The 21,525-nt window shown below is 65.8% G+C and carries 27 protein-coding genes and 1 pseudogene; 14 read left to right on the forward strand and 14 right to left on the reverse strand.

The window, feature by feature from the left end; translation table 11 throughout:
* The first annotated feature begins 6 nt into the window (after positions 1-6).
* The 4 genes from AC1DRO_RS01330 (at position 7) to AC1DRO_RS01345 (ending at position 3,607) form a co-directional block, all read left to right on the forward strand.
* Positions 7-954: a TauD/TfdA dioxygenase family protein gene (locus tag AC1DRO_RS01330; protein ID WP_476949514.1), complete on the forward strand. Its 948-nt coding sequence runs from the start codon at positions 7-9 to the stop codon at positions 952-954.
* Positions 951-2,369, forward strand: coding sequence for an LLM class flavin-dependent oxidoreductase (locus AC1DRO_RS01335; protein WP_476949515.1), 1,419 nt, complete (start codon positions 951-953; stop codon positions 2,367-2,369). The genes AC1DRO_RS01330 and AC1DRO_RS01335 overlap by 4 nt, the downstream gene beginning before the upstream one ends.
* Positions 2,370-2,457: 88 nt before the next feature.
* Positions 2,458-2,760 (forward strand): DUF4193 domain-containing protein, encoded by a 303-nt coding sequence (locus AC1DRO_RS01340; protein ID WP_028276296.1) that lies wholly within the window; start codon positions 2,458-2,460, stop codon positions 2,758-2,760.
* A 94-nt stretch (positions 2,761-2,854) separates the two neighbouring features.
* Entirely contained in the window at positions 2,855-3,607 is a 753-nt protein-coding gene (locus tag AC1DRO_RS01345; RefSeq protein ID WP_476949516.1) for a lytic transglycosylase domain-containing protein, read from the forward strand.
* Positions 3,608-3,696: 89 nt separating this feature from the next.
* Here the strand turns inward: AC1DRO_RS01345 and AC1DRO_RS01350 are convergent, their stop codons facing one another.
* A complete protein-coding gene (locus AC1DRO_RS01350) occupies positions 3,697-4,080 on the reverse strand; it encodes a hypothetical protein (RefSeq protein WP_476949517.1) in 384 nt (127 codons plus the stop codon).
* Between the two features lie 556 nt (positions 4,081-4,636).
* Here AC1DRO_RS01350 and AC1DRO_RS01355 point away from each other — a divergent pair.
* A complete protein-coding gene (locus AC1DRO_RS01355; protein WP_476949518.1) occupies positions 4,637-5,215 on the forward strand; it encodes a histidine phosphatase family protein in 579 nt (192 codons plus the stop codon).
* A gap of 9 nt (positions 5,216-5,224) precedes the next feature.
* Here AC1DRO_RS01355 and AC1DRO_RS01360 read toward each other — a convergent pair whose 3' ends face one another.
* Positions 5,225-5,524, reverse strand: coding sequence for a hypothetical protein (locus tag AC1DRO_RS01360; RefSeq protein WP_476949519.1), 300 nt, complete (start codon positions 5,522-5,524; stop codon positions 5,225-5,227).
* 598 nt (positions 5,525-6,122) lie between these two features.
* On the opposite strand from AC1DRO_RS01360, the gene AC1DRO_RS01365 reads away from it, so the two are divergent.
* The 5 genes from AC1DRO_RS01365 to AC1DRO_RS01385 all read left to right on the forward strand — a co-directional run bounded on the left by AC1DRO_RS01365 (position 6,123) and on the right by AC1DRO_RS01385 (position 10,192).
* Positions 6,123-6,845: a DNA alkylation repair protein gene (locus tag AC1DRO_RS01365; RefSeq protein ID WP_476949520.1), complete on the forward strand. Its 723-nt coding sequence runs from the start codon at positions 6,123-6,125 to the stop codon at positions 6,843-6,845.
* Positions 6,846-6,965: 120 nt separating this feature from the next.
* A complete protein-coding gene (locus AC1DRO_RS01370) occupies positions 6,966-7,454 on the forward strand; it encodes a histidine kinase (protein WP_476849190.1) in 489 nt (162 codons plus the stop codon).
* 82 nt (positions 7,455-7,536) lie between these two features.
* The gene (locus tag AC1DRO_RS01375; protein ID WP_476949521.1) at positions 7,537-8,382 is read left to right on the forward strand and encodes a DUF4097 family beta strand repeat-containing protein; all 846 of its coding nucleotides are present in this window, start codon (positions 7,537-7,539) and stop codon (positions 8,380-8,382) included.
* Between the two features lie 32 nt (positions 8,383-8,414).
* Entirely contained in the window at positions 8,415-9,359 is a 945-nt protein-coding gene (locus tag AC1DRO_RS01380; RefSeq protein WP_476949522.1) for an ATP-binding cassette domain-containing protein, read from the forward strand.
* Entirely contained in the window at positions 9,356-10,192 is an 837-nt protein-coding gene (locus AC1DRO_RS01385) for an ABC transporter permease (protein WP_476949523.1), read from the forward strand. The genes AC1DRO_RS01380 and AC1DRO_RS01385 overlap by 4 nt, the downstream gene beginning before the upstream one ends.
* Positions 10,193-10,391: 199 nt before the next feature.
* On the opposite strand, the gene AC1DRO_RS01390 is transcribed toward AC1DRO_RS01385, so the two are convergent.
* The 10 genes from AC1DRO_RS01390 to AC1DRO_RS01435 form a co-directional block, all read right to left on the reverse strand.
* A complete protein-coding gene (locus AC1DRO_RS01390) occupies positions 10,392-11,429 on the reverse strand; it encodes an LLM class flavin-dependent oxidoreductase (RefSeq protein ID WP_253906731.1) in 1,038 nt (345 codons plus the stop codon).
* 113 nt (positions 11,430-11,542) lie between these two features.
* Positions 11,543-11,845 (reverse strand): hypothetical protein, encoded by a 303-nt coding sequence (locus AC1DRO_RS01395; RefSeq protein ID WP_476949524.1) that lies wholly within the window; start codon positions 11,843-11,845, stop codon positions 11,543-11,545.
* Positions 11,846-12,178: 333 nt separating this feature from the next.
* A complete protein-coding gene (locus AC1DRO_RS01400; RefSeq protein WP_476949525.1) occupies positions 12,179-13,117 on the reverse strand; it encodes an NmrA family NAD(P)-binding protein in 939 nt (312 codons plus the stop codon).
* A gap of 146 nt (positions 13,118-13,263) precedes the next feature.
* Positions 13,264-13,644, reverse strand: a complete 381-nt coding sequence (locus AC1DRO_RS01405) for a hypothetical protein (protein ID WP_476949526.1) — start codon at positions 13,642-13,644, stop codon at positions 13,264-13,266.
* A 6-nt stretch (positions 13,645-13,650) separates the two neighbouring features.
* Complete coding sequence (locus AC1DRO_RS01410) at positions 13,651-13,971, reverse strand: hypothetical protein (protein ID WP_459384712.1); 321 nt, start codon at positions 13,969-13,971, stop codon at positions 13,651-13,653.
* A 43-nt stretch (positions 13,972-14,014) separates the two neighbouring features.
* Complete coding sequence (locus tag AC1DRO_RS01415; RefSeq protein WP_476949527.1) at positions 14,015-15,313, reverse strand: Y-family DNA polymerase; 1,299 nt, start codon at positions 15,311-15,313, stop codon at positions 14,015-14,017.
* An 8-nt stretch (positions 15,314-15,321) separates the two neighbouring features.
* A complete protein-coding gene (locus AC1DRO_RS01420; RefSeq protein WP_223916267.1) occupies positions 15,322-15,753 on the reverse strand; it encodes a LexA family protein in 432 nt (143 codons plus the stop codon).
* A gap of 317 nt (positions 15,754-16,070) precedes the next feature.
* Complete coding sequence (locus tag AC1DRO_RS01425) at positions 16,071-16,838, reverse strand: SCO1664 family protein (RefSeq protein WP_476949528.1); 768 nt, start codon at positions 16,836-16,838, stop codon at positions 16,071-16,073.
* The gene (locus tag AC1DRO_RS01430) at positions 16,838-17,392 is read right to left on the reverse strand and encodes a DUF3090 domain-containing protein (RefSeq protein ID WP_476949529.1); all 555 of its coding nucleotides are present in this window, start codon (positions 17,390-17,392) and stop codon (positions 16,838-16,840) included. The genes AC1DRO_RS01425 and AC1DRO_RS01430 overlap by 1 nt, the downstream gene beginning before the upstream one ends.
* A gap of 24 nt (positions 17,393-17,416) precedes the next feature.
* Entirely contained in the window at positions 17,417-18,109 is a 693-nt protein-coding gene (locus AC1DRO_RS01435) for a histidine phosphatase family protein (protein ID WP_243177522.1), read from the reverse strand.
* A 422-nt stretch (positions 18,110-18,531) separates the two neighbouring features.
* On the opposite strand from AC1DRO_RS01435, the gene AC1DRO_RS01440 reads away from it, so the two are divergent.
* Complete coding sequence (locus AC1DRO_RS01440) at positions 18,532-18,933, forward strand: cytochrome c oxidase subunit 4 (protein WP_476949530.1); 402 nt, start codon at positions 18,532-18,534, stop codon at positions 18,931-18,933.
* Here the strand turns inward: AC1DRO_RS01440 and AC1DRO_RS01445 are convergent.
* Together AC1DRO_RS01445 and AC1DRO_RS01450 are read right to left on the reverse strand one after the other, a co-directional pair.
* Positions 18,916-19,259: pseudogene (locus AC1DRO_RS01445) on the reverse strand (recombinase family protein); the annotation flags it as partial. The gene AC1DRO_RS01440 and the pseudogene AC1DRO_RS01445 overlap by 18 nt on opposite strands.
* 179 nt (positions 19,260-19,438) lie before the next feature.
* Positions 19,439-19,594 carry a hypothetical protein gene (locus AC1DRO_RS01450; protein ID WP_476949531.1) on the reverse strand — a complete coding sequence of 52 codons (156 nt, stop codon included), beginning with the start codon at positions 19,592-19,594 and terminating at the stop codon, positions 19,439-19,441.
* A gap of 271 nt (positions 19,595-19,865) precedes the next feature.
* On the opposite strand from AC1DRO_RS01450, the gene AC1DRO_RS01455 reads away from it, so the two are divergent.
* The 3 genes from AC1DRO_RS01455 to AC1DRO_RS01465 all read left to right on the forward strand — a co-directional run bounded on the left by AC1DRO_RS01455 (position 19,866) and on the right by AC1DRO_RS01465 (position 21,463).
* Positions 19,866-20,378, forward strand: coding sequence for a hypothetical protein (locus tag AC1DRO_RS01455; protein ID WP_476949532.1), 513 nt, complete (start codon positions 19,866-19,868; stop codon positions 20,376-20,378).
* Positions 20,379-20,630: 252 nt separating this feature from the next.
* A complete protein-coding gene (locus AC1DRO_RS01460; protein ID WP_476949533.1) occupies positions 20,631-21,221 on the forward strand; it encodes a hypothetical protein in 591 nt (196 codons plus the stop codon).
* A complete protein-coding gene (locus tag AC1DRO_RS01465; protein WP_476949534.1) occupies positions 21,221-21,463 on the forward strand; it encodes a helix-turn-helix domain-containing protein in 243 nt (80 codons plus the stop codon). The genes AC1DRO_RS01460 and AC1DRO_RS01465 overlap by 1 nt, the downstream gene beginning before the upstream one ends.
* Positions 21,464-21,525: the final 62 nt, after the last annotated feature.

Consider the following 21,525-nt stretch of genomic DNA (forward strand, 5'->3'; position numbering starts at 1 on the left):
TCAACCATGTCAATAACCACCCAAACGCGCCTCGAATTCCGGAAACTCAGCGCCCGCATCGGTGCCGAGATCCGCGGCCTGGACCTCAGCAGCGACCTCAGCGACGCCACAATCGGCCAGATCCGTGAAGCCCTGAACACGCACAAGGCCCTGGTCTTCCGCGAAGCCAACGTCCACGACGACGAAGCCCAGGTCCGCTTCGCCGCCCGCTTCGGCCCACTCACCCAGGCCCACCCCACGGTGGCCTCCGTCGAGGGCAAACCTGCCGTCCTGCCGGTGGACAGCGAAAACGGCAGCGCGAACAACTGGCACACCGACGTCACGTTCGTCGTAAACCCGCCGCAGGCCTCCACCCTGCGCAGCATCACCTTGCCGGCCTACGGCGGCGAGACCCTGATCGCCTCGGCCGCCGGAGCCTACGCCGATCTGCCGGACGAGCTGCGGAACTTCGCCGACACCCTGTGGGCCATCCACACCAATGATTACGACTACTCCGTGCCGAAAAACCTCGAGCACGCCAGCGCCGGTGAGCGGCGGAAGGAATTCACCCGGATCCACTTCGAGACTGCCCACCCCGTGGTCCGGGTCCACCCACTGACCGGGGAGCGCGGCCTCTTCATCGGCGGCTTCGCCCAAAGGCTGCGCATCGTGGGACTGTCCAACACCGAATCCAAGGACATCCTGCGGCTGCTCCAGGCCTACGTCACCCGCCCCGAGAACGTGGTCCGCGTCAACTGGGAACCGGACCAGCTGGTGCTGTTCGACAACCGCATCACCCAGCACTACGCCCCGGACAACTACGACGGCCAGCCCCGGCAGCTGAACCGGGTCACGGTGGCCGGCGACGTACCCCGCGGCGTCGACGGACGCAGCAGCACGTCCATCCAGGGCGACTCCTCCGTCTATTCCGAGACGGTCGAACTGCGCGCCGGCGTTCCCGGAGTTCAGCTGTGAGCGGGGCACGGCAGCTGCACCTGAACGCGTTCCTGATGAGCACCGGTCACCACGAGGCCTCGTGGCGGCTGCCGGAAAGCGACAGTTTCGCCGGGACGGACGTCGCGCATTTCCAGCGGCTGGCCCAAACGGCGGAACGCGGGACGTTCGATTCGATCTTCTTCGCGGACTCACCGGTGCTTCACGGCGACGTCGGCCAGCGGCCCTACGGCACACTCGAGCCGACCGTCCTGCTCGCCGCCATCGCCGCCGTCACCGACCGCATCGGGCTGATCGCCACGGCGTCCACCACCTACAACGACCCCTACAACCTGGCCCGCCGGTTTGCCTCCGTGGACCACATCAGCGGCGGCAGGACCGGGTGGAACGTGGTCACCACCGCCGGAGACGCCGCCGCGAGGAACTTCTCCCTGCGGGACCAGCCGGCCCACGCGTTGCGGTACGAGCGGGCCGCGGAATTCCTCGACGTGGCCCGCAAGCTCTGGGACAGCTGGGAGGACGACGCCGCCCTCGGCGACAAGGAAGCCGGGACCTGGGGCGACAACACCCGGGTCCACCCGGTCAACCACGCCGGCACGTACTTCAGCGTCCAGGGGCCGCTGGACGTGCCACGCTCCGCCCAGGGCCACCCGGTAATTGTCCAGGCCGGCTCCTCGGAGGACGGCAAGGACTTCGCCGCCCGCTACGCCGAAGCGGTGTTCACGGCCCAGCAGACGCTGCCCGACGCACAGCGCTTCTACGCCGACCTGAAGCGGCGAACCGCCGCCGCCGGCCGTGACCCGGGAACGATCAAGGTGCTCCCGGGCATCGTTCCCGTCATCGGCTCAACCGAGGCCGAGGCGCGGCGGCTGGAGCAAGACCTCGACGAGCTGATCCACCCGGTGCACGCCAGAAGGCAGCTCGCCGGGGTGCTGCGGGTCCCCGCAGCATCCCTGGCCCTCGACGCCGAGCTGCCGGACGACCTGCCCTCCGAGGACGAGATCGAAGGGGCCAAGAGCAGGTACACGCTGATCGTGGACCTCGCCCGGCGGGAACGGCTGACCGTGCGCCAGCTCATCGGCAGGCTCGGCGGCGGCCGCGGCCACCGTACTTTCTCTGGCGCACCTGAGCAGGTGGCCGACGCGATCGAGGAATGGTTTGTGGCCGGGGCGGCGGACGGCTTCAACATCATGCCCCCCGTGCTTCCGTCCGGCCTGGACGCCTTCGTGGACCACGTCATCCCGATCCTGCGGGACCGCGGACTCTTCCGGCGCGCATACAGTGGACGGACGCTCCGCGAACACTACGGGCTGCCCCGGCCGGCCAACACCGTCGTCTCGGCCGCCCGCAGCAGTCCGGCGGGCCCGGGCCCGGCGGGGTCCCAGGACCCCGCGCCGGTGCCGGCCGACGAGGTCCCGGGACTCCGTTCGGCCTGAAGGACTTGGTTCACATGAGGCGGCGACGCGCGCAATGGTGTACGTTGGCTTCCCGTCAGAACTAAACACAGGAATGAGAGTCACCCCCGTGGCAACCGATTACGACGAAGTCCGATCCGACGTCAAGGAGTCGCAGGATAATTCCCTGCAGGCGCTGCAATCCGCCAACGCCCCGGATGCCCGCAGCGTTGTCCGAGAACTGGATGAAGCCGACGCTTTTGACGATGCGATCAGCCCGGGCGGGGAAATTGTCGCCGAGGAACTCGTCGTGCAGGTCATCCCGCAGGCGCAGGACGAATTCACCTGCTACTCCTGCTTCCTGGTCCGGCACCGGTCCCAGGTTGCACGCGAAAAGAACGGCCACGCTTACTGCGTCGAGTGCGTTGGCTAGGGCCCTGGCCTCCCGCGTGTCCGGCGCCGGCGCGGCTTTCCGTGCCGCGCCGGACAGTCGGGTCAGTACCGTCCCCGGCCGGCCCGCTTAGTCCATGCTCCGTCTGAAACGCCTTGCCGTACTCGGCCTGTTCGTATTTTTCGTCATCACCGGGTTCTTGTTTTGGGCCTTCCGGTTCTCCGGGGCGGAGACCCGCGTGGCCCTGCCCGCGCCGCCGCGGGCAGAGGCGAAACTCGAATCGCTGTCCGCCGGCATCACCTCCGCCGTGAACATCACCCGGAGCGCGGACGCCGAGTGGCTCACCCATGCCGCCGCGCAGACCGGCATCCCCGCCCGGGCCCTCCAGGCCTACGTGGCCGCGGCCAGTGCGGCCAACACATCGGCCCCGACGTGCGGGATCGGCTGGAATACGGTGGCAGCGGTGGGCTTCGTCGAATCCGGCCACGGAACGTACGGCGGCGGCAGCCTGACCGCCACAGGTCAGGTGAGCGGGCCAATTGTCGGTCCGAGCCTCAATGGCGACGGCTTCGCCGCGATCCCTGATTCGGACGCCGGCGCCCTGGACGGTGACGCCCGGTGGGACCACGCCGTCGGACCCATGCAGTTCATTCCCTCCACCTGGCTGCTCGCAGGCCGGGACGGGAACGGCGACGGAACAGCCGACCCGTTTAACATCGATGACGCCGCGCTAAGTGCCGCCTCGTACCTGTGCGCCCACGGCGGTGACCTGACCACCGCCGCCGGCTGGGCCGACGCGATCTACTCCTACAACCAGTCTGATCCGTACGTGGACCACGTACGCGACCGGGCCACTGCCTACGCCGCACAGTCGGGTACTCCCGGATAGTGCCACCGTGCAACTCGACTTAGTATCCGGACACCCTTGCCGGCTCCCAAAGTGATTGGCAGCGGCCGGGCCGCGCTCCGGCCAGGCCCCTATGCCCGTGCCCTGGCAACCAGGTCTCCTGTTGGGCCGAGAACGAAGTCCACATTGAGGGATGCGCTGGGCCCCTCACCCATAGAGATCTTCTCGTCGAAAGACCCAAAGGTGGCCGGCAAGAAGTACCCCACGTTGTCCCAGTAATACTGGAAGACATACAGGAGGGGATCTTCGATTGTATCCAGGTCCTCGCCAAGGCGGTACACAACAATGGCCTTCCGGCGGACCTCCTGAGAATTCGAGCACCAGGGCAGAATCAGCCCTCCCGCATTAGCCATATTTCCAGGCGGAACCTGATCTGTGTCCCTTGGAATGATCCCCGAGGGATCGCCCGGGCCAAAGAGGGGATTCCACTCAAGGTCCTCGTAGAACAGGTTCACGCCCACATCGGCTGGCTGTCCCGGCAGACGGGTTCGGTTGGTGAGCCTTTCCAGGCCTGAGTTCCACAGTAGTGGTCCTCTGCGGTCCTGGGCTCCGTACGAAACTTTCTTCCGCGACGCGGAACTGGACGCCAGGGCCGCGTCTTTGGCGGCCCTGGCCGCAGTTACCGTCTTTGGGCCTGGGGGCGGTTGCTCGAGATCCATCCTTACTTCTCCTGTCCAAGAGGTGACCGGAGCGCTTCCGTTGTTGACCGCAAGCGGCTCGGCCGGGGAGGGGCTCATGGGATGCAATATGCTCCGCCGTGCAGCGGTTGTTGCGGCATGAGGGCTGGGCCCGGACGGTTATCGGCCATCTGCGGAATAACTCTCGTGTGAACTTTGCGTCCGGTGCTGGCCATGCGTCAAGGGACTATGAGAAGTGGCGGTGTTTTGCGATCGCTCTTTGTCGCATTTGCCGATGACGAGGATGCTCGCGGCGGCTCCGCTGTTTGGGTCCCGAGCTGCCAGGCCAGCGCCTCTGTCATCGCCAGCCTGCCGTCAGGGCAGAATGGAAGGCATGACCTTTACGACGTTCGCCCTCATCCGCCATGGCCAGACGGACTGGAATGCACAGCGCCGGCTGCAGGGATCCACCGACATTCCTCTGAACGACGTCGGCCGCGGTCAGGCTCGCGACGCCGTCGCCGTCCTGTCCGGCTATGAATGGGACGCGATCGTGTCCTCGCCGCTGAGCCGTGCCGCTGAAACCGCCGATCTCATCGCCGCCGGGCTCGGCCTCAGCGTGGCCCGGCGCGTGCCGGAGCTCGCCGAGCGCAGCTTCGGACCCGCGGAGGGCCTGCAGGACGGTCCTGAACTGGACGCACTGCGCATTCCTCATGGGTTCCGAGGAGCGGAAAGCGAGGACGAGGCCGCCGGCCGGGGGTTGGCCGCGCTTGAGGCGCTGGCCGAGGAGTTCCGTGGCCGCCGCGTCCTGGCCGTCGCCCATGGCACGCTCCTGCGCGTGAGTCTCAGCCGCGCCGTCGGCCGCACCCTGGAAAGCATCGACAACGCCGTGCTCAACCTGGCCCACCACCATGCGGTCGACGGCTGGCAGCTCGAATACTTCAACGGCGAGCGGGCCATGGCTGCCGTTTAGGGCTGCCGCTCAAGGATATGTCGGTATCGCGATGTACTGGTTGATGTTCGTTGACTGGAAGGTCGCAAAAGCCAGCGTGGTGTGGCCACCCTCCGGATCACCCACCACGACCGTTTGGTCGGAGGGATTCAGACCCAGCAATGCGTAGGAATGGTCGGAGACCAGCTCGCCGTCGGAGTTGGAGGGCTTGCCGCGGCGGTACGGAAGATCACCGTTGACCGTGACCGTCACCGGATTGGACACCCCGTCGTACTTGCTGTGGAAAGAAATGGTGTGGGCGCCGTTGCCGTTGTCATGAACGATGTTCAAGACGGTCGCAGGGGCCGGGAGGCCACTGTCATCAACGCTGCGAGGAAATAGCAATCGCCGGCGTCACCCTGCTTGATATTCGTCAAGTCTCCGGAGAGGTCCGGGTTTCCGGAATCATCAAGCGCAAACAGAACCTGATTCGGGACCTTCTGGAAAGTCGCACGTCCCGATACCGAAGGATTACTCACCGGGGTCCCGGACGCTCCCGGAGGCGGCGTGACCGGTGACCGGGTAGTCACGATCCACGCAATTCCAAGAATTACCATCACCGCCACCACTGAGAAAATGACGGCGTCGCGAATTTTTGCCGGCCTGGATCCTGCACGTTCCATGTTCCGAGCCCTCCCGCCCTGCGGGGTTCCAGCCCCGCAACGGCACCGCCGCGGCAACCTTCCGGGGGCTGCCGCCGTCGGGTCTCTCCCGGTTGATCAATTCATCAGCTGATCAACAGCTTGCCGCAGGCAACCAGTCTGGGGCAAGGGGCAGCGGGCGATTCACAGGTGAGCACCGGACGCTCACCGGCGTGCGCGGCCACGGTGCAGTCGTCTGTTTTCGTCGCCAAGCCGCTTATTGCCGCGGGCGGCCGAACCGCCGACGTATGCTGAATCGCACAAGCAACGGACAGGAGGCCGAGGTGGCCGAGACGACGGAAACCGGAACGACGGCGGCCGAGGTGATGGCCGAGCTGGCCGACCTCGAGGACCCGAGGATCCGGGACGTGAACGCCAAGCACGGTGACGACCACGGGGTGAACCTCGGCAAGCTGCGGGCGTTGGCCAAGCGGCTCAAGACGCAGCAGGAGCTGGCCGGTGAGCTGTGGGGGACCGGTGATACCGCGGCGCGGCTCCTGGCGCTCCTGATCTGCCGTCCGAAGGCGTTCGATCGTGATGAGTTGGACGTCATGTTGCGCCAGGCGCACACTCCCAAGGTGCAGGACTGGCTCGTCAACTATGTGGTGAAGAAGAACCCGCATGCCGAGGAACTGCGCGTGGCCTGGTTCGCCGATCCGGACCCGCTGGTGGCAAGTGCCGGCTGGGCGCTGACTACCGACCGCGTTGCGAAGAAGCCGGGGGGCCTCGACCTGCCAGGACTGCTCGACATCATCGAGGCGCAGATGAAGGACACCCCAGACCGCTTGCAGTGGGCGATGAACCACTGCCTGGCCCAGATCGGGATTGAGCACCCCGAACACCGCGCCCGCGCGATCGGCATCGGCGAGCGCCTGGAGGTGCTCAAGGATTACCCGACGCCGCCGAACTGCACCTCTCCGTTCGCGCCGATCTGGATCGCCGAAATGGTGAACCGACAGGAAGCCAACTAGGACTCAGGGCGAGGCCTTTCGCCCGTCCCCACCCCTCATCGAGCCGCCGCACCAACCTGCGGATCACCCGTGACACCACGAAAGCTTGACGTGACACCACCGTGGTGTCACTATGGTGGCATGGAACTCGGACAATACGTCAACGACCTACAGCGGCAGCTAGTGGATGCCGCGGAGAACGGCTCGGAGGACACCCGCGCCGTGGCCGAGCGGCTCGCCGCCGGACTGGACGCCGCGACCCGGCTCGTGCTCCTCGACGTTCTCTCGGCTGCAGTCGGCGAGATCACCCGCGACCTCGCACCCGGATCAGTCGACATGCGGCTGCGCGGACGCGACGTCGAGTTCGTGGTGACCCAGCCGAACCCGGAATCTGACACCGACGAGCGTCCGGCCGCACCCCTCGACCTCGACGACGCGAGCACCTCGCGCACGACGCTCCGCCTGCCGGATGCCCTCAAGACGCGGGTGGACGAGGCCGCGGCTGCTGACGGCCTGTCCGTCAACACCTGGCTGGTCCGTGCGGTCGCGGCCGCTCTCCAGCCCAAGCAGCGACGATCCGCGCAGCGCACGCTGCGCACCGGCGATAACTTCGCCGGGTGGGCGCGCTAAACCGCCCACCGCACCACACGACACCCACCAACCACGCGGACCCGCGGGGTCGATCAAACACACCCAAAAGGAAGGCGCCAGCATGCCCACCTACGACACCCCCACCCCCATCGACCTCGCCATCAAACTGCAGGTCGGCGCGATCGAAATCATCGCCACTGACCGCGACGACACGGTTGTGACCGTCTCGCCGACGAACCCCGCGAAGGCGGTCGACCGGCGGGGCGCGGAAGAGACCAGGGTCGACGTCGACGGCCAGCGGCTCATCATCACCGGCCCCCGGCCCCGCATCAGCTGGATCGGCCCCACCGAGTCGGTCGATGTGAAGGTCGAGCTGCCGGCCGGGTCGCGGCTCACCGCCGAGATAGGGGTCGGCGGCGTGCGCACCGTCGGACGCCTCGGCGCTACCCGGATCAAGAGTTCGATGGGCCGCGTTGATCTCGACTCCACCGGCGACCTGTGGCTGCGCGCCTCGCACGGCAACGCGACCCTCGGCACCGCCGAGGGCGGGATCGAGATCACGGCCGACCACGGTCAGATCCGGATCGGCAAAGTCACCGGCGACGCGATACTCAAGGCGTCGCACGGCACCATCCTGATCGGGGAGTCCGGCGGCGACCTTGAAGCGAAGCTCTCCTACGGCGATCTCGAGATTTCGAAGGCACTCGGCTCCGTCGCGGCGAAGACCGCCTACGGCAGCATCCAGCTCGCAGAGGTCTCGAGTGGTTCCATCCAGGTCGAGAGCGGCTTCGGCCAGGTCACCATCGGCGTGCGGCCCGGCGTTCCCGCCTGGCTCGATCTGTCCTCGAAAGAGGGGCACGTCCGCAACCAGCTGGACAGCGACCGCGCTCCCGACGCGTCCGAACAGACCGTCGCAGTGCGTGCACGCACCCAGCACGGTGACATCAGCATCCAGCGCGCCCAATGACTCCGGGCCACCAACAGAAGGGAACGAAGCACATGAACACGCCAGCAATCGAAGTCCGCGGGCTGCGGAAGTCCTACGGCGCAAAGGCCGTGCTCGTCGACGTCGACCTCACCGTGGACGCGGGCACCGTCACCGCGTTGCTCGGCCCGAACGGCGCCGGCAAGACGACGACCGTGCACATCCTGTCCACCCTGGTGCGGCCCGACGGCGGCACGGCACTGGTGAACGGATGCGACGTCGTGCGCGACCCCGACGGCGTCCGCGCCGCGATCGGCCTCACCGGCCAGTTCTCCGCGGTGGACAAGCTGCTCACCGGCGAGGAGAACCTGCTGCTGATGGCCCGGCTGCGCCATCTTGGAGCGAAGCGCTCGAAGACCCGGGTGGCCGAGCTGCTGGAGCAGTTCGACCTCGTCGAGGCCGCCCGCAAGCCGCTCGCCACCTACTCGGGTGGCATGCAGCGCCGCCTCGACCTCGCCATGACCCTCGTCTCGGCGCCCAGCGTCATCTTCCTGGACGAGCCCACCACGGGCCTGGACCCGCGCAGCCGCCACACCATGTGGGACATTGTCCGCAGCCTGGTCGCGGACGGCACCACCGTGCTGCTCACCACCCAGTACCTGGACGAGGCGGACGAGCTCGCGGACCGCATTGCGGTGCTCGACGGCGGCCGGCACGTCGCCGAGGGGACGCCGGACGAGCTCAAGCGCCTGGTGCCGGGTGGACATATCCGGCTCCGGTTCGCCGATGCCGGGCGGCTCGACGCCGCCTCCCGGCTGCTCGGTGAGTCCGTCCGCGACGACGCCGGGCTCTCGCTTACCGTGCCGAGCGACGGCGGTGTCGGCGCGCTGCGCACCGTGCTGGACCGCCTCGACACGGCCAACCTGGAGGTCGACGACCTCAGCATCCACACCCCGGACCTCGATGACGTGTTTTTCGCGCTCACCGGCCGGGTCGAGACGAAGGGAACCGAATCATGACCACCATCGCCGCCAAGCGCCGGACGGCCCCGGGCACCGGCCAGCAATCGCACGTCATTGCCGACTCGGTGACGATGCTGCGCCGCAACCTGCTGCACATGCTGCGCTACCCGGGCCTGTCGGTGTTCACCATAGTGGGGCCGGTAGTCCTGCTGCTGTTCTTCGTGTTCGTATTCGGCGGCACGCTCGGGGCCGGCCTGCCCGGCGCTGATCCCGCCGGCGGGCGCGAGGCGTATGTCGCCTACGTCATGCCGGGCATCCTGCTGTTGACCATCGCCGGCAGCGCAGGCGGCATCGCGACGACCGTGTCGATGGACATGACCGAGGGCATCACCGCGCGGTTCCGGACGATGGCGATCTCGCGGGCCGCGGTGCTCGCCGGGCACGTGCTCGGCAATACCATCCAGGCGATTATCGCCGTCGTGCTCGTGCTTGGCGTCGGCCTCCTGATTGGCTTCCGCCCGACCGCCGGGTTTGTCGAATGGATCTCCGCCGCAGGTCTGATCGTGCTCATCGCGTACGCGATCAGTTGGCTCGGGGTGGCCATGGGCATGCAGGCGAAGTCGGCCGAGACCGCCAGCAACCTACCCCTCGTGCTGACCTTCCTGCCCTTCCTCAGCAGCGGCTTTGTGCCGACCGAGTCGATGCCGGAATGGCTGCAGTGGTTCGCGCAGTACCAACCCTTCACGCCGTTCATTGAGGCCATCCGCGGGCTGCTGCTCGGCACCCCGCTCGGCTGGAGCCCGGTGCTGGCAATCGGGTGGTGCGTCGTGATTGTGGTCGCCGGGTACGCCTGGTCGATGGCGATCTACGAGCGCAAGTCGGTGCGCTAAGCCCAGGGTGCACCCGGTTGCTGCGGGCGGTCGCGAGCGCATCGCGGCCGCCCGCCCTGTGCCTCAGCCGAAGTGGTGTTCGGCGTCAAGGCTGCCGCGGTGCTGAGTACCGGCCGGACCGGCGTCGTCGCACTGGCGTTGCAATGCTGGACCCCGCAAGCGTCGACGGCGCGGCGCCCGGGGAATCTGTCACGAGGGGTCAGCGCCAGCCGAGCTGCGGCGCCACATACTTCAGGATCGACTCGATGACGTGGGCGTTGTAGTCGACACCGAGCTGGTTCGGGACCGTGAGGAGCAGGGTGTCTGCCGCGGCGATCGCCTCGTCCTCGGCCAGCTTCGCGGCCAGCTCGTCCGGGGCACCGGCGTAGGAGCGGCCAAAGACCGCGCGTGTTTTCTCGTCGATGTTGCCCACCTGGTCGGAGCTGTGGCGGTCGCGGGCGAAGTACTGCCAGTCGCGCTCGTCCGTCAGCGCGAAGATGCTGCGGCTGACCGAGACGCGCGGCTCCCGCTCGTGCCCCGCCTCCTTCCAGGCCTGCCGGTAGAGCTCGATCTGCTCGGCCTGCTGGACGTGGAAGGGCTTGCCGCTCTCATCATCCTTGAGCGTGGAGCTCTGCAGGTTCATGCCGAGCTTCGCCGCCCAGATGGCCGTGGCGTTCGAGCCGGAGCCCCACCAGATGCGCTCGCGCAGCCCCCTTGAGTGCGGCTCAACGCGCAGCAGGCCCGGAGGGTTCGGGAACATCGGGCGGGGGTTCGGCGCCGCAAAACCCTTGCCAGTGAGGACCTCGAGCAGACGCTCGGCGTGCCTGCGGCCCATGTCGGCGTCCGACTCGCCCTCGGCGGGGGCGAAGCCGAAGTAACGCCATCCGTCGATGACCTGCTCGGGTGAACCCCTGCTGATGCCCAGCTGCAGCCGGCCGCCCGCGATCAGGTCGGCCGCGCCAGCGTCCTCCGCCATGTAGAGCGGGTTCTCGTAGCGCATGTCGATCACGCCGGTGCCGATCTCGATGCGGCTTGTCCGGGCCCCGATCGCAGCGAGCAGCGGGAACGGGGAGGCGTATTGCTGCGCGAAGTGGTGGACTCGGAAGTAGGCGCCGTCCGCACCCAGCTCCTCGGCCGCGACCGCGAGGTCGATCGCCTGCAACAGCGCGTCCGACGCGGTGCGCGTGCCGGAATCCGGGTGGTCGGTCCAATGGCCGAAGGACAGGAATCCGATGTTCTTCACACCGGAAACGAACATGGTGGCGGCGGTTCTTATTCCCGCGGGCCCTCAGCCTCGCACCCCTCCCGCGGGCCCTCAGCCTCGCACCCCTCCCGCGGCACGCCTGGCGCCCCTTAGGCGGGACCGCGGGCTCAGCCGGCCTCGTAGGGGGTCCGGAAGAGGGTAATTCCCCATTCCGGGTTGTGCAGCACGATTCCAGTCTCCCGCTGTGCAAACTGAAGCGGAGCCTCAAGGTATCGTTTCATCCGCGACTGTTCCTGGTCCCACGGGAAGTTGCACGTGCCCAGGGAACTTTCCAGTGTCCCCGGATCCGGCGTGATCGATTCGGTGGCAATGCTGACCGTGACCGCATACGAGGCACAGGGGATGCGCACGGTCGTCAACGTGCGGCCGCCAACGCTGCCGAACCGTATCGCGTAGTCGCCGGAGCTCATTCCCGGATCACGGGGCACAGAAGCCGGCGTCATGGAACCGGATGTGAAGTACTGGCACTCCAGCGCTCCGTTGGCTACGGCGTTCTCTGCACGCTGTGGCAGGCATTCATCTATACCCTGCCCGGCGGCGGGCGGTTTGGTGACCGTTTGCTCGCCGGCCGGCATGCTTAGTGGGGGAGTAGATGCGCAGGCCGCGGTTAACGCGACAACGGCGAGGCACACTACGGATAGCAGTGTCGGCGTCGTGTGCATTCCATAACGAGCGGGTCCCCCGGGCGCGGCCATGATCCGAACCCTAGGGGTTCGGGGCTTGTCCGTGCAACAACCCCCGGGCTAGGCGACCGGGGCCGGTGAGCTTTGCTGCACGTGCTGGTCCAGGATGTCCCGGGCGGTTGTCCACGTCCGGCTCCCGTACCGGTCGTTGCTGACGTAGTTCAGCGTCGCGTCGCCGCTGAACATGCTGGCGAAGTACTGCATGCCCTGCCACGGCGGGAACGGCTTGTCAGAGGCCGGCATGAGGGCTTTGACTGCCCGGCTCATAGCAGTCAAGGAACCGACGCTGCCCGCGTAGAGGAGCCGGAATTGCGTTCCGGTCAGGTCGGACATGGTGGCGGCCAAGGTCCTTGCCGTGACCTGGTCTCCGGCGATCTGGAGGACGCGGGGAGCCCGCTGGTCGAGGGCGGCGGCGGCGGTGTAGGAGGCAGTGTCATCCTTCGTGGTGAAGTCGAGCACCTGGTCGGCGTCGGACCAGAAGAGCACACGACGCCGGGAGAACAGGATCATGGGTGCCTGCCCGGAGAGCATGTCGGTGAAGGCGCCATTGAGGATGGAAGTGGCCCGGATTTCGGTGGCATCCAGCCGCTGTGCGAAGTCTCGGCGGAACTGCAGGTTCCGGTTGCTTCGGGGGCGGATTCCACGGTAATCGATGGAGTAATCGGAAGGGATGAAACGCGGTACGCCCACCGCGGCCGCCGCCTCCAGCAAGCGCGATTGGGCGTCGAAAATTGTGCTGTCCACGCCGTTGATCGCGGAGACTATGCAGTCAACGTCCGCGCAGGCCCTTCGGAGGCCCGCGGGATCGTCGTAGCCCGCCTGGATCACTTCGACGCCTTGGGTGCGGAGCTGCGCAATGCGCTCCGTGCTGGTTCCTGGCCGTGTCAGGACCCGAACGGTGGCCCCCAGGGCGATCAAATTCTGCAGGATACGCCCGCCGAGATCGCCGGTGGCGCCGGCAAGAAGGACAGTGCCCGGAGTGGGAGTCGTCGGGATCATGGTTCGCACCTCAAGTGTCGGGCGGAAAGGGACAGTGGGCTAAAGACTACCAATGGCAGGGCAGCTGCGATTCCCGGGTGTGGCTCAATACATCCCCGGGCCGGACTGATCAGCGGAACCGTTGGACGTCGGTTCGCTGGCCGGCTCTACTGCCATCGGTGGGATTCCAGCGCGCGAAACAGGGGAGCGCGACCGCTTTTCAGATGGTCAACGGGGCGGGACCCGCCGAGTTCCCGGCAGGGTGTAACCATCCAGGCCGTGAAGTAGTTGTGCGGAACCTTCAGTTCTATGGCGCGCTGGAATAGTCCGACGACGGTCGGGTGGAGGTGGCCGCCGGCGACGAATTGGAATCCCGGGCAGAACGTGCCGTCGTCGATGAAGACGCGGACAAGCTGCTGCATTACAGGGTCGGGGTCGTCCATCAGTTCGGCGAGGCGGCGGCGGACCTGTTCCAGGGCGGGCAGCGTGAATTCTTCCCTGATCCCCGCCCAGGTCTGGTCATTGATCGGCTGACGGTTCAGTGTCACCGTTGCCTAGCCGCCGTCGCTGATGTCGTCCAGGAGCCACTGGACGGAGCGCGGATTCCGGCGCAGCGTGAAGGTGCGCAGCGCTGAATTCGACCCCAGCCGGGCCTCGACACGCCAGTATTCGATACCGGCCGGGTTGGCGCAGCCAGCGGCGGCCGTGCATCGGGTGCCCCGCCCGGCGTCACCGCCGATCCAGTGCCGGGATTCGGTGGCCGGATCGACAAGCCAGATCCGTCCGTCGTGCCGGATGGCAAGGGGCTTGCCTGCCGGGTCGAGCCGGACTTGAAGGTCAAGGGTCCGTGTGGGGTTTTCGGTGCTGAGGGTCATGGGGTGGTCTTTCGTGGTGCGGTGCTGCGGGCGCGTGTTGGCGTTAGGCGGCTTTGACTAGGGGGAGTTCGTCCCAATGAGTGGTGTAGCGGGGGGAGAGCATGTCCCGTTTCATGGTCCAGTCCGGCCCGCCCCGTATGCCGGCGTGGCCGAGGCCGATGGAGCCGCGCCCGTATCGGCGGGTCACATCTTCCAGGAGGGTTCCGATGTGGCGTTCCTCGTGCGGGTTCTGGAACAGGGCCAGCGGTGCCTGGTTGCCGGTGGGCCGCAGGTCGGTGACCATGATGCCGGCCCGGGCGTATTTGATGCCTTCCTGGATGTGGGGCAAGAGGGCGTGGGCGGCCCGGGTGAGTAGGACGGGATCGGCGGTGGGCATCGGCAGCGGCACGCACACCGAGGGGTAGGAGGTGTCGTTCGGGTTGAAGTGCGAGGTGCCGGCGAAGGCGGTGAGGACCTTGGCCTGGAGGCTGTGTTTGGCCAGCCGTGCTGAAGCCTGCTGGCCGTAGACGGACAGGACCTGCCGCATGCCGGCGGCGGTGGTGATGGGGGTGGCGAAGGAGCGCGAGAAGATGAGCTGGTCCCGGCCGATCCGTTCTTCTTCCATCGGGATGCACGGGGTGCCCTGCAGTTCCAGGACGGTGCGCATCATGACCACGGAGAAGCGGTCCCGGATCATCACCGGGTCGGCCCGGGCCAGGTCAAGGATGGACTGGAGCCCTAAGGCGTTGAGGCGTTTGGTCAGCCGCGTCGCGACGCCCCAGATTTCGATCACGGACAGCCGGCCCATCAGCGCTTCCCGGGCGGCGGCCGGCACGGAGTCCCAGTGGCAGACCCCGTCGAAGGCCGGGTTGTGCTTGGCCCATTTGTTGGCCAGTTTCGCGAGTGTCTTGGTCCCGGCGATCCCGACGCAGACCGGAACCCCGACGTTGCGCCGCACGGCTGCCTTCATGGTCTGGCCCAGGATCAGCAGGTCCTCCGGCGCGCCTTTGACGCCCAGGAAGGCCTCGTCGATGCTGTAAACCTCCAACCAAGCGCTGTAGCGGCCCAGCAGTTCCATCACCCGGGCGCTGATGTCCCCGTAAAGCTCGTAGTTGCTCGAGAGGGCAACAAGTCCCCACTCCTTGGCCCGCGGGGCGAGTTTGAACCATGGGTCACCGAGGCCGATCCCGAGAGCCTTGGCTTCCGGGGACCGGGTGACGGCGCACCCGTCGTTGGTGGACAGGACGACGACGGGCCGGCCTTCGAGGGACGGGTCGAATGCCCGCTCGGCCGAGGCGTAGAAGCAGTTCACATCCACGTGCGCGATCTGCGGCATCCGCCGCATCGGGGAGGGCTTAGACATGGTGTGCCTCAAACATGGTGCAGGCAGCGGGTCGCGACGCCCCAAATGACCAGATCCGACATGGACGGAACCCGGATGTCCGGGTAGGACGGATTCTCCGCCTGCAGCACGACGCCGGCGGCCGTGATTCGCAGCCGCTTGATGGTCAATTCTCCGTCCAGGACGGCTATGACTACGGACCCGTCCTTGGGTTCCAGGGCCCGGTTGACGATCAGTTCATCCCCGTCGCTGATGCCGGCGCGTTCCATCGAGTCTCCGGAGACCCGCACGACGTACGTGCTGGTGATGTCCTTGATCAGATGCTCGTTCAGGTCAATCCGCCCATCAAAGTAGTCCTGGGCCGGCGAGGGGTACCCGGCCGCGACGGGGACCGGAGAGATCAGCACCGACAGCAACGACATGCCCGCATCTATCACGCGGGGACCGACAACAACGCCCACAACACAACCCTATTCGAATATATGTTCGATATAATCAGTGTAGCCGGACGTGCCGACAAAAGTTGGACTCTGCCCATATCCCTCGGCTGCGTAAGCAGCGCGGTTTCTCCTCGACATCGCAACAACTGACTGAAGGGGTGCTGCTTATGGGACACTCGCCGCGTCGTTTGCGGAAGATGGGGCCCGCGGGCTTGGTTGAGCGTAGGCGCTGCTATCGGCGTTTGGGCAGCGAGTTCTTGGTGACAGTTGCTCCGTCGCTACCTTAAGATCCATGCCGTCGTGTGACACAGCCTGCGAAGCCCGTAGCCGCAATTCCCCTAGAACAGCGGCCAGGGCACCGCCGACATCTCACCGCTCGGAGCCGGAAACCGCCCTGCCAAGCGCAACCGTGCGCAGCGCGCGGCGAGCGATGCGATTTCATCGGCGCTGAGCAAGTCCGCCAGGTTCCGGCCCAGCCCACCGTGCAGTCCTTCGCTGACACGATCGATGCCGTCGCGTTCCTCGGCGGTCAGCGCGTCTCCCAGCCATCCCCACAGCACCGTGCGCAGCTTGTGGTCACGGTGAAAGGTGAGCCCATGGTCCACGCCGTGCCGGTGTCCGTCCGTCATGGCAAGAATGTGGTCGCCTTTGCGGTCGGCGTTGTTGACGACCATGTCGAACACCGCCATGCGTCTGAGCGCTGGCGAGTCTTCGTGAACGAGGGCGACCATCCGTCCGTTCTCATCCCGTCCCTCGAGAACATGTTTCCAGCCCGTCTCCGGCACCTGGTCCGTCGCGACCAGGTTCACGGCGCATTGGGCGGGGTCTTCCTCCTGCCAGAGCTGCACCATTCCTTCGCCCAAAGGACCATCGCGCAGCCAGGTGTGCGGCACCACGTCCCAGCCTAAGACTTGCGAGACCAGGTAGGCGGCCACCTCCCGGTGAGCCAGGGTGCCGTGGGGAAAATCCCACAGCGGACTTTCGCCTGCTATCGGCTTATAGACGACCACCACGTCGCCGATGCTGCCCAGAAATGTAGCGTTTGAAGCCGTCGTGATGCGGCCGGTGAGCGTCAGCTCGGCGGTCACTAGGTCCGGCGCTGGCATCAGACCTCGGGAAGGGCGCAGATGTGCCCGTCGGCGTCTATGGGGTAACCGCAGAGCGGGCACGTCGGACGCCCGGCGCCCACGATCTCACGGGTGCGCTTGGCGAATGCGCGGGCGGTGCCGACCGGCATTCGCACCAGCAGCATTTCGGACTCGTTAGCGCCGCCCTCATCAAGCGGTTCGTCGTTGTCATCAGCATCGACATCGGCGATGGGGTAGGCCTCTATTACGACCTGGGCCGTGGTTGGGTCCCAACCTAAGCTCATGGCGCCGGTGCGAAACTGCTCCTGGACGGCCTCGAGCTGGTCATTGTCGACAAGTTCAATGGGAGTGCTCGTGGGAACGCTGAAGGGGTTGCCCTCGACTGTGATGAGCTGGTCGAGAATTTCGTCGATCTTCTCCGCGAGCAGAGCCGACTGCTGCTTCTCCAGGGCAATACTCACGATCTGCGTCCCTGCGCGCACCTGCAGGTAGAACGTGCGCGCCCCTGGAAGGCCAATGGTGCCGACGACGATTCGATCAGGCCAGGCAAACTCGTGAACACGTGTAGGCATGTCAGTATTTTAGGCACATGAGGTTCATGGCGCCTTTTGTCCTGCACCGCCGCCCACCGGCGCATCGCCAGAGTGGATGCCGTTCGACAGCCACGACAGGTCACCCGCGTCGGTGTTGGTCGCGTAGACGCTCGGCCGACTAGCGCCGTAGCGCACGATCGATACGGAGGCGGGGCCCACGTTAATACGCTGGAACAGGTCAAGGTGCATGCCGAGCGCGTCGGCGAGGATTGACTTGATGATGTCACCGTGACTCACCGCCACCCACACGGCCCCTGGCCCGTACTCGGCTTCGAAGGCTGCATCGTGGCGTCGAATCGCTGCCACTGACCGAGCCTGCATCGCGGCCATGGATTCACCGCCGGGAAAGACGACGGCGGACGGTTGCGACTGCACAACCGGCCACAAATCCTCGGTCGCGAGATCACTGAGCGTGCGGCCCTGCCACTGGCCGTAATCGCACTCGGTGAGATCGAGATCGACCGGTGCGTACGGCGTGCCAGCCTGGCGATCGAGGATGAGCTGGGCGGTCTGCTGACAACGCTCAAGAGGGCTCGACACCACCCCGACTACGGGCACGGCCGCGAGCCGGTCTCCGGTCAGAGCCGCCTGGTCGCGCCCGATCTGGTCCAGGCTGACGCCGACGGCCCGACCGGCCAGCAGTCCAGTGGCATTGGCTGTGGTGCGGCCGTGCCGCACGAGAATAACTGTCGCCATCCACCCAGCCTAACCACCCGGTCGACGGCGGTGTGAACCGTACCGGGTCGCGCCTCGAACAGGCAGATAAAGCACTGGCGGAACCCTTCAGGCGCGCCGACGCGCTCAAAGCCGCCCACACGGACTCGGCACGCATTTGACCAGCTCATGGCCGACGCAGCAAAACCGGAAGAACGGCACAGCCAGAACCCCCGGCCGAAGTCGACCCCCGCATGGAGGACGTCCTGTGAGTTGCTGGTCCACATTGGAGCCCGCCGCAGGATTGACGCCCGCCGCAACTATTCTGGCGAAGCGTGACTTTAGCCCCTTTCCGCGCCCGGCCTGGGCGCTGAAGAATGCACTCAGGGGCGCCTCCACCGTTGCCGCCCCCGGTTGCGTCACCGGTGGTTTCCGGTGCGCCCGTCAGTTCAGAACGAGGACAGATGAGAATCGAATCTCGAATCTTCGGGGGCTTGGCACTGTTCTTCGTGCCCGTCGGTGTGGTCTACGGGTGGGTTACGGGGTGGACGGAGCCGGTGGGCTTTCTGGCCCTGTGGCTCGTTGGCGGGCTGACCGGCATGATTGGCGCCTACCTCGGTTTCACCGGCAGGCGCATCGGCATGCGCCCGGAAGACCGTAACGACGCCGAGATCCACGAAGGCGCCGGCGAGCAGGGGCACTTCAGTCCATGGAGTTGGTGGCCGGTGTCCCTGGGACTTTCCGCCGCCACCGGCTTCCTAGGGATGGCGATTGGCTTCTGGCTCGTCTATATTGCCGGCGGTTTAGCCTTGGTTGCACTGATCGGCTGGGTTTTCGAATACACCCGCGGCGACTACGCCCACTAGCAGCCGGCCTACCGGATCAGTCGGGTCATAGGTGCTGCCGCCAAGACTGAGCACTACCCCCTCGGCCGTCAGCTCGTCGGCTATGTCCCTGGCATCGGGCAGGGAGCGCGCTAGCCGGTCGAGTTTGGTCACCACGAGCGTGTCGCCGCCCCGGCAGGCCGCCATCGCTTCACGAAGTCCGGGGCGCGCCCGATTCGCTCCTGTAAGGCCGTGGTCGATAAAGATCTGCTTCTCTTCTACACCCAGGGCAAGGAGAGCGTGCGTTGGGCGGTGAGGTCCTGGTCGTTCGTCGAGACCCGGGCATAGCCGATCTTCATTCCCGTCATGAGGATATGGTTGCAGTAATCCCCCCGTCTCCGTGCATTTGATCGTGCGGGTCTTACGTACATGGCCCAGACCAGTAACTGCGCGGAACTGTCAGTTTCAAAAGCCGTCTGCACGGAATGTCAGAAGTCGTCTGCACACGCCGGCTGCCGGCACAAGGCCCCGGACACGTCGCGCCCGCCTAGCGATTCCTGCCGAAGATGCGTGCGATGGCATCGTCGATGCGCTGATCCTCGGCGACGTTGGTGCCCCGCTCGTAGAGGCTAGGGGAGACCTGCCGCTGCGAGGGGGCTTCGGGCGGCCGGCGCGACGGGGCCCGCTGATCCTTGGAGTTCATGGTCGGTGGAGACCCCGGCCGTACTGCTGGCGGTGGCTTCCTTATCTTTGCCGATCAAGGCTCTTTTTATCGCGTTCATACCCGTGTCCTCACCGCTGTTTGCGTTACCGCAGCATTCTCCATAGCTTGGCAAGTCCATCAAAATCAGGCCAAAGGCAGTTAAGGCGGAATCTCTAATCTGGCCCTTCAAGAAGGTCCTTGCGGAAGTCCGTCTCCCCGTGACGCCGCTCCCGTAGGATCGGCACGGCAAGGTCCACCTACGAAAGGAAACATGATCTACCCAGGTGGCAGCATTGACCAGTACGCGGTTCCGGCCAGGGATTTGAACGAATCCTTCATTGGGGCCCACTTCGGTCTCACCAAGGGTGCCGAGGTCATCTACGGAAAGATCGATGCGATCCGGATCTTCGAGACGCACTTTCTCTTGACACTGGCCGGCGTCACCGCCGATGACCTTCACCTGGATGCGAACCAGGAAGTCATCTTCTCCCACGGACAGCACCAGAACCAGGTAACGCGACGCGCGCCCATGACTGAATCCATCGATGCTGAGGTCGCGCGCACACTCAGCACAATTCCAGTTCGTGCGTCTCGCCAAATGACCGCCGTCGAATATCAGTTGCGCGTGGCCGAGATACTCAGGCTTTTTGATATCGATGCTGTAGCCGACGAAACGGGCGTGTATTACGGGGGAGAGGGCGTTGAGCTGGAGGATCAGCCTTTAGAGGCGTCCGTTCGCAAACTCATTGGGAGGCGATTCCGCATCCCGGAAGCTCTGCAGTAGCCCAACAGTAGGTGTCAATTGCAGCGCTAGATGGCGGCTTTTTCGCAGGACTGAGTGGCGCTCTTGGCAGTAGGTGCCACATCGGTCTGCCCGCTGCCGGATCCTGTCATTTGTCAGACTGGTGACTTTCGGTAGGGGCTGACGGTCATCCACACAGGCGCCTTGCAGTATTTATCGTTTGTCGTTATGTTAACGAAAAACGATAAACTTTGTCTTGGATTGGGGTGGACTGTGGCGAATACGATTGCTCCTTTGGACCGCAAGGGCGCTTTGCTGGTTGCCGGCATTTTTGGGCTGGCCGCACTCAGCATCGCCGTTTCGGCGCTTGTGGCCATGTACTCCGGGCTCGGGAACACGCCTCTTCTGAATGTGCCCCTCACGAACCTGGTGACTCCCGACCTGGGTGAGGGCAACAGCGCAGTCATCAAAGCCGCGTATGCCACGGCCGATGTCCAGCCGGCCAGCCTGACCTCGACCGAACGCTATTTGCTGCTCGGATCACGACTCCTGGGCGGTCTTGCCGCCCTGATGTCCGCGGCGACTCTGGGCCTGATCAGCTGGTCCGTCTACCGCGGCACGGGCTTCGGAAAGCAGCTGGCCCGCGCCGTTGGCATCTCGGGTATCGCCGTGATGACCTGGGGACTCCTGGGCCCCTTCATGAACGCAATCGCCCACCACTCGATCCTCAGTCGGATCACATTGCTTCCGGAACAGGAAACAGGTGCATTCTTCCTCATGGAACTGGATCTTTGGCCGATCGCGGTCGGAGTCGGTACTGCCGCTCTCGCGAGCATGTTCGAGACGGGCCGGCGCCATCAGCTCGAACTGAACGGGCTGATCTGATGCCTCCCGCACCAGACGAAGAGCAGCGAATCCATTGCCGACTCGATGAGATCCTCGCTGCCCGTGGCATGACCTTGACTGAGCTGAGCCAGCGAGTAGGCGTCAGTATCGTCAACCTGTCCGTCCTGAAAAACGACCGGGCGCGTGCGATTCGCTTTTCCACACTCTCCGCGATCTGCGATGTTCTCGACTGCTCGGTCGGTGAACTGCTTGTCGTCACTCCCGCGCAAGGGGGAAGTTGATCAATGCAAATCGGAGCCGCACGCCCGTTCCACTTCTAACGTTCTCTCGGGGTCCGACGTGA

The organism is Arthrobacter sp. P4_F11 (assembly GCF_056401395.1).

Coding starts and splice junctions, on each gene's coding strand:
- AC1DRO_RS01370 (WP_476849190.1), top strand. CDS start 6,966: ATGGAACTCGGACAATACGTCAACGACCTACAGCGGCAGCTAGTGGAT.
- AC1DRO_RS01455 (WP_476949532.1), top strand. CDS start 19,866: ATGATCTACCCAGGTGGCAGCATTGACCAGTACGCGGTTCCGGCCAGG.
- AC1DRO_RS01415 (WP_476949527.1), bottom strand. CDS start 15,313: ATGTCTAAGCCCTCCCCGATGCGGCGGATGCCGCAGATCGCGCACGTG.
- AC1DRO_RS01355 (WP_476949518.1), top strand. CDS start 4,637: ATGACCTTTACGACGTTCGCCCTCATCCGCCATGGCCAGACGGACTGG.
- AC1DRO_RS01430 (WP_476949529.1), bottom strand. CDS start 17,392: ATGCCTACACGTGTTCACGAGTTTGCCTGGCCTGATCGAATCGTCGTC.
- AC1DRO_RS01395 (WP_476949524.1), bottom strand. CDS start 11,845: ATGAGCTCCGGCGACTACGCGATACGGTTCGGCAGCGTTGGCGGCCGC.
- AC1DRO_RS01390 (WP_253906731.1), bottom strand. CDS start 11,429: ATGTTCGTTTCCGGTGTGAAGAACATCGGATTCCTGTCCTTCGGCCAT.
- AC1DRO_RS01450 (WP_476949531.1), bottom strand. CDS start 19,594: ATGAACTCCAAGGATCAGCGGGCCCCGTCGCGCCGGCCGCCCGAAGCC.
- AC1DRO_RS01345 (WP_476949516.1), top strand. CDS start 2,855: ATGCTCCGTCTGAAACGCCTTGCCGTACTCGGCCTGTTCGTATTTTTC.
- AC1DRO_RS01465 (WP_476949534.1), top strand. CDS start 21,221: ATGCCTCCCGCACCAGACGAAGAGCAGCGAATCCATTGCCGACTCGAT.
- AC1DRO_RS01365 (WP_476949520.1), top strand. CDS start 6,123: ATGCTGAATCGCACAAGCAACGGACAGGAGGCCGAGGTGGCCGAGACG.
- AC1DRO_RS01400 (WP_476949525.1), bottom strand. CDS start 13,117: ATGATCCCGACGACTCCCACTCCGGGCACTGTCCTTCTTGCCGGCGCC.
- AC1DRO_RS01330 (WP_476949514.1), top strand. CDS start 7: ATGTCAATAACCACCCAAACGCGCCTCGAATTCCGGAAACTCAGCGCC.
- AC1DRO_RS01435 (WP_243177522.1), bottom strand. CDS start 18,109: ATGGCGACAGTTATTCTCGTGCGGCACGGCCGCACCACAGCCAATGCC.
- AC1DRO_RS01440 (WP_476949530.1), top strand. CDS start 18,532: ATGAGAATCGAATCTCGAATCTTCGGGGGCTTGGCACTGTTCTTCGTG.
- AC1DRO_RS01410 (WP_459384712.1), bottom strand. CDS start 13,971: ATGACCCTCAGCACCGAAAACCCCACACGGACCCTTGACCTTCAAGTC.
- AC1DRO_RS01375 (WP_476949521.1), top strand. CDS start 7,537: ATGCCCACCTACGACACCCCCACCCCCATCGACCTCGCCATCAAACTG.
- AC1DRO_RS01425 (WP_476949528.1), bottom strand. CDS start 16,838: ATGCCAGCGCCGGACCTAGTGACCGCCGAGCTGACGCTCACCGGCCGC.
- AC1DRO_RS01380 (WP_476949522.1), top strand. CDS start 8,415: ATGAACACGCCAGCAATCGAAGTCCGCGGGCTGCGGAAGTCCTACGGC.
- AC1DRO_RS01385 (WP_476949523.1), top strand. CDS start 9,356: ATGACCACCATCGCCGCCAAGCGCCGGACGGCCCCGGGCACCGGCCAG.